Below are 13,415 nucleotides of genomic sequence, written 5' to 3'. Positions count from 1 at the left end.
TATAAAAAAAAGCAGGGCATGTATTTCTACATACTCTACTCTTTGAGTGTATCATCTTAACTTAATGACATTGAGGTAATTACCCCTAAAATTTTATGTGAAGTTATTGAAATTACTGATCCTAAGTGGACAGATGCTATTGAGGGATATTTAAATACTCAGAGGTTTTATTTTATAGTTGAAAGTAATGAGTTTGATAGATCTTTAAAGATTTATGAGCGTTATAGAAAGCAAAAAAATATTTATAATGCAGGAATAATTAATACAGCAGGCCTCGAAAAATATGATAACTGTGATGAAAATTCTTTAGCCAATGTTGTTACATCTAAAAGTAGGGATGCTAAGAGATTTATTAATAGCATTTTAGGAAAAGTTATAAGATGTGATAATGTTGAGAGTTTAAAAAATTACAGATCTTCAATTACAGCTACTTGTATGGTATATAAAAATCATGTGGCAAGAGCCATTGATCCTAAAATTTATAAAACTCCATATATAGGAGCAGAGGCTTATAAGATTCAACTGGAGCAAGAAGAAAAGAAATTTGAAGCTTTAAAGGATGAATTTAATGATATAAATGATAAGATAAAGGTTATGGATGGGGAAAATACCTTACTGGCAGCTATAAAAGTTAGCACCTTAATTGAAAAGCAAGAAATATTAGCTAAGGTTAATAATAGTAAAAATCAATTAAAAGAGGTTGAAGAGCAAAAAAAGCAGCTTGAGAAAAATTCTAGCTATATTGATATTCAGCTTAAACTGCAAAATATTGAGGATGAAATTGAAGAATGTAGAAGTAAAATAAAGAAAATCGATGATAAAGAAATAGAGTGTAGAACTGCCTATGGAATAAGTGAAAATGAGATAAAAAGAGTAACCTATAGTCTTAAACTTAAGAAGGAAGAAGTAGATAATATATCTACTGAAATAGGCGAACTTAGGGAAGAGGGAGAAGATAAATTCCAAAAGGCAAAAAGCAAAAGATCCTATGAAGAGATTATAACCAACTTTAATAAGGCTAAGCTTGGTGTAATAAATAACTCTAAAAATACTGAGAAAAATCTTGAAGATAATATGAGGCTTTACAATAATACCTATAACTTTGGAGCAGAAGTTGGAGTAGGTGGAATAAACACCTTTATAGTAGCTTTAGATGAATTGGAAAAAAGTAAGGTTATAGAATATGAGGAAAAGGTTAAGGATGCCAAAAGTGGGGCAGAAGAAGAATTTAAGTATCACTTTATTGCAAAATTAAAAGAGAATATTGAAAAGGCAAGGTCAGAAATTAAAGAGTTAAATAGAGGCTTAAAAGGAATTTATTTTGGAAAAGAAGCCTATGAATTTATTGGAGGGAAAAGCAAGGAGTTAAACAAATATCATGATATGGTTATGCATGAGGAAAATATTGCTGAAGGTTTTAATCTTTTCACAGACATGTATCAATCAGAATATAAGGAACTTCTAGATGAATTATTTGAGAAACTTACCTTAGATGATAGTAATAGTGAATTAGAGCTTAGAAAGTTCACAGATTATAGAAACTATATGGATTACGATATTAGAATTAACTATAGCGATGGAACCCATTCTTTATTTTCAAAGGTTAGTAAGGAGAAAAGTGGAGGTGAAACACAAACACCTTTTTATGTGGTTATTGCAGCATCCTTCCTTCAACTATACAAATCATCATTAAAGGAAAGTATTGGACTAATTCTATTTGATGAGGCCTTCGATAAAATGGATGATGTAAGGATACTTGCTATGATGGAGTTCTTTAAAAAGTTAGACTTACAAGTTATAATTGGAGCGCCTCCACAAAAGATTGAGGCAATAGCACCATATGTAAACACAACTCTTTTAGCTATGAAGCTTGATAAGTTTAGCATAATAGAGGAGCATAAACATGAGGGATTATAAGAAGATTATTTTAAATAAATTATTAGATAAATACGAAAATAGCCAAGGGTACAAAGGGGAAGTTGCTAAAGCTAGAAAAGTGTATTTTCAGTTTAATGAAAAAACCATTATAGATTATTATGATGAATTAGATGCAAGTAAAAAGAGAGATGTTGATATTTCATGCAAGCAACTTGAGGAGAATCAGATTATAAAAATCCATTGGGGGAAAGGCTTTAATAATCATAATATAATTAAACTTGAGCTTAATGAAAATAGTATTGAGGAAGTATACAAAATACTGAGTAGAAAAGAAAAAAAGAGTAAAGAAGAAAAGATTAAAGAAATACTTGAACCCTTTAGAACAAAGGAAGATTGTTTAGGACACCTTTCAAGATTTATTTTTGATATGCTAGAAAATAATAAATCAATAAAGAAATATTTAGACCTAGATAATTTAAAAGAATGTAAAGATATAATAATTGGGATAGAAAAGGTCTTAAATCAAAAAGAAGAAATTTTTAGAAGAAGCTTCTCTATAAAGCTATATGGTGATTCCAAGAGATATGAAGCTTTAGAAAGTAAAATTTTAAGAATAATAGGAGACTTCTCAAAAGAATGGAGCCTAGAGGAATATAATATATTAAAGAACTATACCTATGTTTATTTCAAGGGAGATATTAAGCTAAAAATGAAAAGATCAACAATAAATGCCTTAGATTTTAAAGGTGGATTTGCTATAAGTTCAAAGGATATAGATGAAATAGAAACAATCAAAGTCAATTCAAGTGAGTTAATAACAATAGAAAATTTAACATCTTTTAATAATTATAATGAAAATAATTCAGTTATCTATTTGGGTGGATATCATAATAGTGTAAGGCAGAAGCTTTTAACTAAGATATATGAAACTAATGGGGATGTGACCTATTATCATTGCGGAGATATAGATGTTGGAGGATTTAAAATACTAAATCATCTAAAAAGAAAAACCTCCATACCTTTTCTGCCTTTAAATATGGATATAGAAACATTAGAGAAAAATATAACCTATGGGAAAGAATTAACAGCCAATGATAAAAAAGAACTTGAAAGAATGATTAATGACGAAATGTATGGTGAGTATAAAGATGTTTTATCATTTATACTTAATAAAAATAGAAAATTAGAACAGGAAATTGTATTTTAAAAACAAGAGAGCTCAGCTTAAAAAACTGAACTCTCTTTTATAATAGATTAAATTACTGTAAGTCAAACTTAGTAACTTCTCTTTGAGTTAACTGAGCTGAATACTTAGCAGTTAGTGATCCGTTCTTAGTTAAGAAAACATCTTTAGCTATAATAGTATCCATTAAAGTTGATACCTCAGCCTGACTTATGTCACTCTTAACTCCAGATACTGTCATGGAAACCTTGTCCCCAGTTTCAGTAACAAAAGTCATTGATAATGAATATTCCATAATTTCATCTCCTTTCTATAATAAAATCTTTGGTTAAACTTTAAGCATTAGCAATTTTTGATGTTTCATTTAAAAAGTAATCTCGAGCAGGATTACTCAAAACACCTTTGATGGCTTCAGCTACATCAAACACATTTTCAGGTAAAGCATCAATCTTAATACCTGAGAAGGTTTTCTTTTTATAGATAACTTCGCCAGATCCATTAACACCATTCTCCACTTCAATAGCAAGAGAAGTAGAACTTAAAACCTTACTAATAGCCATACATCACACCTCCTTTCATCTCATACCACGCAGTGGTTCATAAAATCCTTTTAACTGCTTCATAGTATAAATACACCGATTCTCATTAAAATAACTACTTTTAGAAATTTTTCTTAAGCAATTTTGTCATCATTTCCACTATCTATAACAACACCAAGCTTAGTTGAAATAATAGTATTTAGCTTGTTTATAGATGATGTTAAGCCTGCTATGTTTTTCTCAAGTCTAATTAATAAATAGGCACTAATAGCAACGGGAAAACCCACATTTCCTATTAGAGTCACAAGATCATTAAATTCCATAGAAAATCACCTCCAATTAAGTAATACACCTTTTTACATTATAATTATCCTCTTAGGAGTATAATTTATTAAAATCATTTTCTTTAGTAATAAAATCATAATAATGATTTATAGCTTCATCTAAAATACTGCTTAAATAGGCGTTAATATCAGGATGCATGGCTTTAAGTTCATTAAGCTTCCTAACAGTGGATTTTCTAAAGGTGTAAGTGCGTTTAATATCAAAATATTCATTGTTAATAGGAGGGATAATTCCATTAGCACAGGGCTTACCTACACGATTATCAACTAAATTTATTTCAGCTGCTAAAGAAGGGTTTGAGTTAAAGGTTACTGGTTCAGTAGAAGTGTTTGTAAAAGAGAAACTTGATACAGGTGTTCCAGAGATAACATCACTAAATCCATTTTCTTCAACGTAATCTTCAAATCCTAAATCAATTATATTTTCATTTTTCTTAGAAGTTTTTTTTACCATAATAACATCTCCTATTTTATAGAATATATCTAAAGAAGATATACACCTAAATACTGTACAAGGTTCTTCTCAAGCTTCATAAAATCATTCACCTAAATACTGTAGAGGTTTGATAGGGGAGAATCTTTTAGTTAATGAATTCAATGAGGCTACTTAATATAGAACTCTAATAAAATTTGAAAAAAATTTCTAAAGGGCATAGGTGAAATGAATTTAATGCAATCACTTCGTGATATGCTACAGCAGAGTGGTGTATTTCTTTTTTGACTAATGTTAATTAGAGAAAAAGGAGAGGTGTCTATATGATAAAAGATAAAATTATAATTTCAAACCACAATAGCCAGAGCTTTGATAAAATGCAGTTAGCTTTAGCTATCAGAAATTCTACCTACGAGGATAATTTAAGTTGTTCTTTGCTTCATAATGGAGTGATTAGAGATTGTAGTTTATGTAATCTCAAAAGTATATGTGATGGAATTGAGGAGCTAGCTAAGGATTATTATGATAGTACTACTGAAGTTGTTGGGAGCTTTAAGTTTTAATATTATTATTGATGCTGCTTGAAGGGAGAAGATTCTTTTAAGCAGTATTTATTTTTGTGATGAATTAATCCAGTAATAAGAATTTAATTTCATTAAATCAGAATATATAAAATGGAAGAATTAAATTTATGGTAGATATAAAATTTGCACAAGACAAATTGTCTTGTGCAAATTTTTTTACCCACCAATTATCTCCTTTAGTCTTTCTAAACTCCTGTTTCTCATCCTCATAGATGTGGAGTAAGGTATACCAGCTTGTTTTGCAAATGCCTTTAATGGTTGATTTTTTATATAAACAAACTCAATAAGTTCTTTTTCTTCTTTAGATAATTTTCTTATTGCAGCCTTAAGATTTAAAATTTCTATCTTAGGGAACAATTCATCTTCCACAAAGTCGATATCATAAGCTAGGGTGTGTTCCAAACAATCTGTAAGGGTAAGGATAGATCTACTATCGGTTTTATCATGTCTAGTTGAACTCCTTATTAAATTGGATAAAGCATTTTTTATTGATGTAGTGGCATAGGCTACAAATCTCTTGTTCTCTGGATTGTACTTATTCAGTGCTTTAAAAAGGCTTTTATAACATTCATTTTGGACGTCTTCAAATTCATATCCATTTAGAAAGGTTTTTTTACATAAATTTAGAATAAAGGGCTTAAAATTATTAGCCAAATCCTCTTTTGCTTGATCATTTCCCATCTTAGCTAGTACAGCTAATCTTTCATTTTCAATTAAGTTCATTTTCATCACCTCTAATTTAATATTTTTAGAAAACACCCTGCACAAGTTAATAGGAATTTAATTAAATCAATGTGGTATTTATACGGTGCATTGGGGTATTTATTTATAGGGGTGATTAAATGAAACTAGCCATTGATATTGGTCATAATTGCAGTTATGACATAGGAGCAGCTGGGATTAAGTCAGAGGATAATTTAAATCTTGATGTAGGTAATAGTCTTATTAGTAAATGCTTAAATGCAGGTATTGAGGTTATTAAATGTTTACCTAGTAGTGCTTCAAGTCTTTACGATTCTTTAAACAAAAGGGTAACTACAGCTAATAATCATAATGTAGATTTCTTTATATCCATTCATCATAATGCTTTTCCTGGAGCTCAAGGAACCGAGATTCTTTGTTATCCAGGCAGTAAGGGGATAGATATTGCAAAGGTAATACTTCCAGAGATTGTTTCATTAGGCTTTAGAGATAGAGGGGTAAAACCTAGAGGTGATCTCTTTGTATTAAAGAATACTAAAATGCCCGCAATTCTTGTTGAATGTGCCTTTTGTGACAGTGAACATGATATGCAAATTTATAACTCTGAGGCTATGGCAACTGCAATATTTTTAGGAATTAAAAAAGCCTTTAACATTCAAACTGTCGTACAACCTAAAGATGAGGGACTATATCATGTTGTCAAAAAGGGCGATAACTTATGGACATTGTCAAAGATCTACTTCACAACGGTAAAAGACATAATAACTCTAAATAATATTGAGAATCCAGATTTAATATATCCTGGTCAAAGAATTAGAGTTAAGTAAATTTTGTCTATATGAAAATTATACCAAAAAAGAAGGAACATGCAAACGTGTGTTCCTGTTACGAAATGAAAGGAGGTGAGTCAGATGACAGAAGTAATTTTAACTTCATTAGCTTTAGTTGTAGAATATAAAAGCGGATTAGACAAAGAAGGAAATGACGTTTATAAAAAACAAAGATATTCAAAAATATCTGAAAATGCTACAGATGAATCTTTATATGATGTAGGAAACGCTATAGGACAAGTGCTTGATACACAGACCTATAGAGTTTCAAAAGAAAATAAATTTGAGCTATTTCATGTTTAAGAAAAGGAGGAAAAGATGTGGAGTTAAATGATTCCACATCTTTTTTACAATTTATTTTGATCTTAAAAGTCAATTAAAGACAATATGTAGAATTATGGTAATAGTTATTATAAAATAAAAGTAGGTGAGTTTAGTTGAAACTTAATAGTAGTTATCTATATTTATAAATAATGAAGTATTAGAGAGGAGAATAAAAAATGCTAAGTGTATATGAAACATGCCCTACATATGAAAATGAAAAATATCTGCTTAAGTTTGTTGAAAATGAAGACTGTATTGATTTACTGAAAGTATATTCTGATAAAAAAGCGGTTTTATTATTTAATAGTGATAATTGTGGAGGAGATGATTTTTATTATACGACAGAGAAGCGTATGAAAGATGCTATTGATTATTGGCATTTTGAATATGATAGACAAGGGTTTGTTAGATGGTCTATTATAGATAAGCATAAAAACTCTGCTATTGGAACAATAGAACTGTTTCATAGAACTAGTAAGGATTATTTTACTGAATGTGGATTATTGAGATTAGACCTGAGAAGTGATTATGAGAAGGTACAAGAAATTGAAAATATTTTATCTTTAATAATTCCACATACATTTGATTTATTTAAGTGTGATAAAGTGGCTACTAAAGCTATATCAAAGGCATCTGAAAGGATCATGGCTCTAAAGAACTTAGGATTTCAGGCTTCAGATGAAAAGTTAATCGGTCATGATGGAACAGAGTATGATTCATATTTTGTACTTAAAAACTAGATAGATTTCTAATCTTAAATGAGTAAAGGCTCCTATGCTGTAGTAAAATATAATATAAGCTAAATAAGAACTGCATTAAGCAGTTCTTATTTAGTTTCATAACATACTGATGTTTGTGTGTCTAAAACATCTCCTATAAACTTTCCAACTTCTAGGTGGACAGGATGAATAAGATATGCATTCATATCATCCAGTGATTCAAATTTAGTAATCAGAATTATGTCATAAGCCGTTTGGCTGGGACGAATATTCATTTCAGCTTGTATATCTAAAAGAACTTCTATTTTTCCTTTCATACCTAAAAGAACTTCCTGTGCCTTTTTAATATTTTCAGTATCATTATTTTTTAATTTTAAAAGTACATTATTTACAATCATTTTTTACCACCTGTAATATTTAGAAATACTTATAGTTTATGGCTCATAATATTTTTTATTATAATATAAATAGTTTTTAGATGGTTCGAATTATACCACCATCAATAGTATGCTCACATCCAGTAATGTAGGAAGCTCTATCTGAAGCAAGAAAAGCAACAAGTTCTGCTACTTCCTCGGGTTTTGCTGGACGACCAAGAGGTATACCACCAAGGGCATCCATTAATTCTTGACGAGCACCGTTATAATCTTTTCCAGAATTCTGTGACATTCTTTCAATAAGACGCTCGGCAGCTTTTGTTTCAGTAAAACCTGGGGCTACTGTATTGATTCGTATTCCTTCAGATCCAAATTGAGTGGCTAGATTTTTACTATAATTAGTAAGAGCTGCTTTTGCTGCTGAGTATGCCACTGTCATATTTCCTGGAAGCCTGCGCTGAATTGAGGATATGTGAACTATAACTCCTTTATGCTGATTAATCATAGTTGGTAAAAATCCACGATCCAAGCGTACAGAAGCAAAAAGATTAGCATTAAATGTACTCATCCAATCTTCGTCACTTATCCAGATGTTGAAGATGATGAACCTCCTACATTATTAATTAGTACATCTAATCCTCCAAGTTTTTCAAGAGTATCCTTAATTATTTTTTCTGTGCCTTCTGGTGTACTGACATCAGCTTGAATAAATCCAACAGAATCAGGCAAATCTTCTGAAACAGTTCGAGCTGCAGTCATTATATTTGCTCCAGCACTGAGTAAACGGTGAACAATAGCATTTCCAATCCCTTTGGTTCCTCCTGTTACAAGTACCCTTTTACCCTCAAATTCTTTGCTCATATCAAATGTTGATAATGTATTTCCCATACTTAGATTCCTCCCTAATTTATGTTGTCTTGTTTAGTATAGCTAATATAACTTGACTACAGTACGTCATATTATATGTTTTTCTAATAAATAAACATTTTGATAAAACAGGATTACCAGATCCGTTTCTTTTGGACTTCCATTTTACAGTAGTAAATGAGAAAATAACAAAACTAGAAATTTTATAACATTACGATAATTATAAGGAAATTAAGGCTATATCATCATATATAATTATTAAAGTGAAAAGTTGTAACGAAATAGAAGCCAAAAGAATAATATAAATCTAGCGGATTTAAAAAAATGAATACTTCTAATTATCAGAAGTTAAATAAGGTAAAGTTAAGGGATACTTTAAAAGGTAGGATAAATAAGGTGGTGAGTTAATGAAAAGTGAAGTTGAATTTCTGCAATTATTAGATGGGGAAACAGATGAAACAGCTTTAGAAAAATTTAAAAGAAAAATGATTGCTCTAGGCAAAGAGATAAAAATTGTAAATAGTAAAAGAATGTGCCCAAAGCTTATGAAAATATATTTTGTTGAAAATAAGAAAAAGGAAATGCAGGAGATGGGATAGTTAAAAAATAAGATACACAAGTTCTTGAGTTATTATGATTCAGTTGCTTGTGTATTTTCATATTTTTACCACTAAAATAAGGAATTATTTAGATATTTATAGAAATATTTAGTCTTTTTTCATGTTTCAGTATTGAAAGAACTATGAATTATATAATAAACTATATTTACTAACACTTACATTTAATTCTGCTAGAAAGTATCAATTATATGATTTCTAATTAAGGAGTACATAGGAGAAATTAAAAATATTTTTAATTTGGGGGGGAGAATTTGAGTAAAAACACAATTACAAAGTTAGTAGTATATAATTTAGTAGTAGCTTTGACGGCTATAGTATTGTTTTCTCCAGGGCTTTTAAATTTATTTGGTAAAGCAACTGGGTTGATATCACAATCACTTATAATAACCTTATTGTTGATGATTATATTTGTATTTATATATCTTAATTATAGTTTGCTATTTGCCAAAAAAGATTCATCTGTTGAATTAAAAGCTGAGACTATGAGGGATGTTGTTAAGATATTAAATAATAATACATACAAAAAATCTTTTGGAAAAACTATAAAAACTCTTATTAATCAAATAGATTCCTATACAGTGTTAAAAGACGATATATTAGAGGATTTAGAAAAGCGATTTGATAAAAATAGCTTAAGTTATTCAAAGTTTTATCAAACTATACAAGCTATGGAGTCTGTTTATTTTGATATGATGAAAAGAACAGCTACTAAGATAGAGAATTTTAATGAGGATTCTTATAATACATTAAAAAGAGAAGATAAAAATAGAGATGATTTGGTTATAGATGAAAGATTAGAGATGTATCAAAAATACTTATCAGATATAGAAACTTCAATTGAACAAGGAGACAAGATATTATTGAGATTGGACAAGTGTATGTTTGAATTATGTAAGTTAGATAATGCAGAAGGCGATTTAGATAATATGTTAGAGATCAAGCATTTGGATGAATTAATAAATAATATAAAGCATTATAAGTAAGGGGGATAATAATGAAAATTTTAAAGAACGTATTAACATTTATCATTATAGCGGGAATCGTTTTCGCTGTGGTATATGGTGGAGTATCTTTAACTAAAAATTTGGGTAAATCTGATACACAGGTATCTGAAGAAGATGCAAGTAAAACAATGAACAAGTTGTTAAAAAAGGTTAGTTATAAAGAAGTTGGAGCAAGAAAAGCTTCTGTAGTTTTAGAAAGTAATAATTTAAGTGACACACTTCCAAGTATAGATAAGTATCCAGTGAAGGTTGAAAATACAACTGATACTTTTGTTGAGATATTTTCCTCATCTGAAAAAGCTGGTAGCGGAAATGATACTTGGCTATTAGATATGGCTAACAAATTTAACTCTTCAAGTGTGGTTGTTAATGGGAAAAAGGTATCTGTAAAAATTAGGGCAATTTCATCTGGTGAAGGTATGGATTATATATCTTCAGGAAAATATGTTCCTGATGCTTATACTCCTTCAAATGATTTATGGGGAAAAATGCTTCAAGCTAAAGGCATTAAAGTAGATACTGTAGAGGAAAGATTATTAGGGAATGTTCCAGGAGTTCTTCTATCATCAAGTAAAAAAGATGAACTAATTAAAAAATATGGATCTGTTAATCTAAAGGTAATAACTGAGGCTGTTGCAAATGGTGAATTAACAATGGGGTATACAAATCCATTTCAAAGTGCTACAGGTTTAAATTTTCTAGTATCAACACTAAATAGCTTTGATACTAACTTGTTGAGTGATTCAGCTGTATCAGAATTTGAAAAGTTCCAAGCTAACATACCTTTTGTTGCTTATACAACTTTACAAATGAGGGAGTCAGCAGCATCTGGGGTTTTGGATGGTTTTATAATGGAATATCAAACTTACAAAAATTCTCCAGAATTATTTAGCAGCTATGCATTTACTCCATTTGGATTAAGACATGATAATCCTTTATATGGCATAGGAAATTTAACTGATGAGAAAAAATCTATTTTAAATGAGTTTGTAAAACTATGTAAAAGTGGTGATAGTCAGAAATTAGCAAAAGACTATGGCTTTAATGAGTTAGATAATTATAAGTCAGAAGTTAGTATGCCAGCTGGTGACACTATAATAAGAGCGCAGAAAATATGGAAAGATAAGAAAAATTCAGGACAAGATATAGTTGCAGTATTTGTAGCTGATAAGTCAGGAAGTATGGAAGGTGAACCTATGACTAAATTAAAAGAGTCATTAATCAAGGGTTCGCAATATATAAGTAATAATTCATCTGTAGGATTAGTGAGTTATTCAGATGATGTTGAGATTAATTTACCTATAGGTAAGTTTGATTTAAACCAAAGATCCTTATTTACAGGAGCGGTTGAGGATATAAATGCAGTAGGGGGAACTGCAACTAATGATGGTGTATTAGTTGCTACAAAGATGTTATTAGAAGCTAAGGAGCAAAATCCTAATGCAAAGTTAATGCTTTTTGTATTAAGTGATGGAGAACAAAATAGAGGCCTTAATTTAGATAAGATAACACCTGTTATAGAAGCATTTAAAATACCTATTTACACAATTGGTTATAATGCTGACATTGATGCTCTAAACGTATTATCTAGTATAAATGAAGCTGCTAGTATAAATGCTGACTCAGAAGATGTTATCTATAAGTTAAGCAATTTATTTAACGCACAAATGTAGGAGGTTATTATGGGTTTTACAATGGATGCCACAATAGATTTAGATAGAGTTCCAAAAGCTCCAGATATAAAGGTTTTGGAACAAGAGATTGATAAGCAATTAGAAGTTTCTGAGGAAGTAAAAACAGAACTTGAAAAAAGAGCTGAGGCAAATATAAATAGTATTTTTGATGTTGATATTTTATCTATGGATTCTAGAAAGAGTTTCATAAATCCAATCATAGAGTTTGGTAGAGATACTATGGAAGCTTCAGCTAAAAGAAACTCTATGTTAAGTATATCTGTTGGGAAGTTAGCTACACTAGAGGACAAAGATAATGTTATATCTAAAAGTCTGTTAGATTTAAACAAAGAAATGAAGGCTTTAAATCCATCTTTAATAGACTTTAATAAAACTGGTTTATTATCAAAACTATTTAATCCTATAAAAGACTATTTCGCAAAATATGAAAAAGCTAGTGATGTTTTAGTGAATATATCTAAAGCTTTAGATAAAGGTAAAAAAACTTTAGAGAATGATATTATAACAATGACTAACGAAGAAATAGAAATGAGAAAACTTACTAAAAAACTAAAATCAGAGATAGAGTTATTAACAGCAATGGATCTTTGTCTTGAAAAGAAAATACAAGATGCAAGTAGTAATGGAGTTGATCCTGAAAAGATAAAATTTGTAATGGAAGAAATTCAATTTCCACTAAAACAAGGATTAATAACTATGCAGGAAGTTTTAACAGTAAACCAACAAGGTATATTATCGATTGAATTATTTAAAAGAAACAACAAAGAATTAATGATAGGGGTAGATAGAGCAAAACTAGTTTCTATGTCAGCCCTTAGTATAGGAGCTATGCTTGCAAGTGGTTTGTATAATCAAAAGATAGTTATTAAAACCATAGAGGCAGTAAACCAAACAACAGGAGCTATGCTTGTTGGTATTTCTGAAATGATTAAATCACAAGGGGTAGATATTCACAAACAGGCTGTTAACTCAAATATATCTGTAGAAGATCTGCAAAAATCATTCGATAATTGTTTAACAGCTATAGATGATGTAAGTAAGTTTAAGCTTGAAGCATTGCCTAAGATGAGAGAAACTATAGACAAGTTTAAGAAACTTACAGAATCAGGTGAAAAGGCAATAAATAAATTTGAAAATGGAGATAAATTTTCATTTTAGAATACGTTAATTATGAACTATCTCTCAGTCTTTAATACTGAGAATAGTTCTTTTTAAATAAAATGTTGACAATGTTTACAGATTATATTAATATAATTGTATATTAAATATGAATTCATTTAAGGATTGTTACTGGAATGCAGGCAAAACCTAAATTGA

18 protein-coding genes are annotated in these 13,415 nt (G+C 29.6%); 10 read left to right on the top strand and 8 right to left on the bottom strand.

The window, feature by feature from the left end; genetic code table 11:
• The first annotated feature begins 435 nt into the window (after nucleotides 1-435).
• Entirely contained in the window at nucleotides 436-1,917 is a 1,482-nt protein-coding gene (locus tag L1S49_RS10170; RefSeq protein ID WP_238904115.1) for an SbcC/MukB-like Walker B domain-containing protein, read from the top strand.
• Complete coding sequence (locus L1S49_RS10165; RefSeq protein WP_238904113.1) at nucleotides 1,904-3,085, top strand: Wadjet anti-phage system protein JetD domain-containing protein; 1,182 nt, start codon at nucleotides 1,904-1,906, stop codon at nucleotides 3,083-3,085. Before L1S49_RS10170 ends, L1S49_RS10165 begins: the two co-directional genes overlap by 14 nt.
• Nucleotides 3,086-3,137: 52 nt before the next feature.
• Here L1S49_RS10165 and L1S49_RS10160 read toward each other — a convergent pair whose 3' ends face one another.
• From L1S49_RS10160 to L1S49_RS10145, 4 genes are all read right to left on the bottom strand, one after another.
• Nucleotides 3,138-3,356, bottom strand: coding sequence for a DUF2922 domain-containing protein (locus L1S49_RS10160; RefSeq protein ID WP_181602865.1), 219 nt, complete (start codon nucleotides 3,354-3,356; stop codon nucleotides 3,138-3,140).
• 40 nt (nucleotides 3,357-3,396) lie between these two features.
• Nucleotides 3,397-3,621 carry a DUF1659 domain-containing protein gene (locus L1S49_RS10155; protein ID WP_238904111.1) on the bottom strand — a complete coding sequence of 75 codons (225 nt, stop codon included), beginning with the start codon at nucleotides 3,619-3,621 and terminating at the stop codon, nucleotides 3,397-3,399.
• 113 nt (nucleotides 3,622-3,734) lie between these two features.
• Nucleotides 3,735-3,923 (bottom strand): YvrJ family protein, encoded by a 189-nt coding sequence (locus L1S49_RS10150; RefSeq protein ID WP_238904109.1) that lies wholly within the window; start codon nucleotides 3,921-3,923, stop codon nucleotides 3,735-3,737.
• A gap of 52 nt (nucleotides 3,924-3,975) precedes the next feature.
• Nucleotides 3,976-4,398, bottom strand: coding sequence for a hypothetical protein (locus L1S49_RS10145; RefSeq protein WP_238904108.1), 423 nt, complete (start codon nucleotides 4,396-4,398; stop codon nucleotides 3,976-3,978).
• Between the two features lie 302 nt (nucleotides 4,399-4,700).
• Between L1S49_RS10145 and L1S49_RS10140 the strand changes: the two genes are divergently transcribed.
• Complete coding sequence (locus L1S49_RS10140; RefSeq protein ID WP_238904106.1) at nucleotides 4,701-4,940, top strand: hypothetical protein; 240 nt, start codon at nucleotides 4,701-4,703, stop codon at nucleotides 4,938-4,940.
• Nucleotides 4,941-5,117: 177 nt separating this feature from the next.
• On the opposite strand, the gene L1S49_RS10135 is transcribed toward L1S49_RS10140, so the two are convergent.
• Complete coding sequence (locus L1S49_RS10135; RefSeq protein WP_238904103.1) at nucleotides 5,118-5,684, bottom strand: sigma-70 family RNA polymerase sigma factor; 567 nt, start codon at nucleotides 5,682-5,684, stop codon at nucleotides 5,118-5,120.
• A gap of 119 nt (nucleotides 5,685-5,803) precedes the next feature.
• Between L1S49_RS10135 and L1S49_RS10130 the strand changes: the two genes are divergently transcribed.
• The 3 genes from L1S49_RS10130 (at nucleotide 5,804) to L1S49_RS10120 (ending at nucleotide 7,557) form a co-directional block, all read left to right on the top strand.
• Nucleotides 5,804-6,490 carry an N-acetylmuramoyl-L-alanine amidase gene (locus L1S49_RS10130; protein WP_238904101.1) on the top strand — a complete coding sequence of 229 codons (687 nt, stop codon included), beginning with the start codon at nucleotides 5,804-5,806 and terminating at the stop codon, nucleotides 6,488-6,490.
• 84 nt (nucleotides 6,491-6,574) lie between these two features.
• Nucleotides 6,575-6,796 carry a DUF1659 domain-containing protein gene (locus tag L1S49_RS10125; protein WP_238904099.1) on the top strand — a complete coding sequence of 74 codons (222 nt, stop codon included), beginning with the start codon at nucleotides 6,575-6,577 and terminating at the stop codon, nucleotides 6,794-6,796.
• A gap of 197 nt (nucleotides 6,797-6,993) precedes the next feature.
• Nucleotides 6,994-7,557, top strand: a complete 564-nt coding sequence (locus L1S49_RS10120) for an N-acetyltransferase (protein WP_238904097.1) — start codon at nucleotides 6,994-6,996, stop codon at nucleotides 7,555-7,557.
• A gap of 86 nt (nucleotides 7,558-7,643) precedes the next feature.
• On the opposite strand, the gene L1S49_RS10115 is transcribed toward L1S49_RS10120, so the two are convergent.
• The 3 genes from L1S49_RS10115 to L1S49_RS23225 all read right to left on the bottom strand — a co-directional run bounded on the left by L1S49_RS10115 (nucleotide 7,644) and on the right by L1S49_RS23225 (nucleotide 8,801).
• The gene (locus L1S49_RS10115; protein ID WP_238904095.1) at nucleotides 7,644-7,934 is read right to left on the bottom strand and encodes a Dabb family protein; all 291 of its coding nucleotides are present in this window, start codon (nucleotides 7,932-7,934) and stop codon (nucleotides 7,644-7,646) included.
• A gap of 76 nt (nucleotides 7,935-8,010) precedes the next feature.
• Nucleotides 8,011-8,481 carry an oxidoreductase gene (locus L1S49_RS23230; protein ID WP_275299565.1) on the bottom strand — a complete coding sequence of 157 codons (471 nt, stop codon included), beginning with the start codon at nucleotides 8,479-8,481 and terminating at the stop codon, nucleotides 8,011-8,013.
• A gap of 14 nt (nucleotides 8,482-8,495) precedes the next feature.
• Nucleotides 8,496-8,801 carry an SDR family NAD(P)-dependent oxidoreductase gene (locus L1S49_RS23225; RefSeq protein ID WP_275299564.1) on the bottom strand — a complete coding sequence of 102 codons (306 nt, stop codon included), beginning with the start codon at nucleotides 8,799-8,801 and terminating at the stop codon, nucleotides 8,496-8,498.
• Nucleotides 8,802-9,187: 386 nt separating this feature from the next.
• Between L1S49_RS23225 and L1S49_RS10105 the strand changes: the two genes are divergently transcribed.
• The 4 genes from L1S49_RS10105 (at nucleotide 9,188) to L1S49_RS10090 (ending at nucleotide 13,256) form a co-directional block, all read left to right on the top strand.
• Entirely contained in the window at nucleotides 9,188-9,379 is a 192-nt protein-coding gene (locus tag L1S49_RS10105) for a hypothetical protein (protein ID WP_238904093.1), read from the top strand.
• 272 nt (nucleotides 9,380-9,651) lie between these two features.
• The gene (locus tag L1S49_RS10100; protein ID WP_073016733.1) at nucleotides 9,652-10,383 is read left to right on the top strand and encodes a hypothetical protein; all 732 of its coding nucleotides are present in this window, start codon (nucleotides 9,652-9,654) and stop codon (nucleotides 10,381-10,383) included.
• An 11-nt stretch (nucleotides 10,384-10,394) separates the two neighbouring features.
• A complete protein-coding gene (locus L1S49_RS10095; RefSeq protein ID WP_238904091.1) occupies nucleotides 10,395-12,077 on the top strand; it encodes a VWA domain-containing protein in 1,683 nt (560 codons plus the stop codon).
• Nucleotides 12,078-12,086: 9 nt separating this feature from the next.
• Nucleotides 12,087-13,256: a toxic anion resistance protein gene (locus L1S49_RS10090; RefSeq protein ID WP_238904089.1), complete on the top strand. Its 1,170-nt coding sequence runs from the start codon at nucleotides 12,087-12,089 to the stop codon at nucleotides 13,254-13,256.
• Nucleotides 13,257-13,415: the final 159 nt, after the last annotated feature.

This window comes from Clostridium sp. YIM B02506 (assembly GCF_022324845.1).
Classification (GTDB): Bacteria; Bacillota; Clostridia; order Clostridiales; family Clostridiaceae; genus Clostridium_T; species Clostridium_T intestinale.
This window is presented reverse-complemented; position numbering and strand designations above follow the sequence as displayed.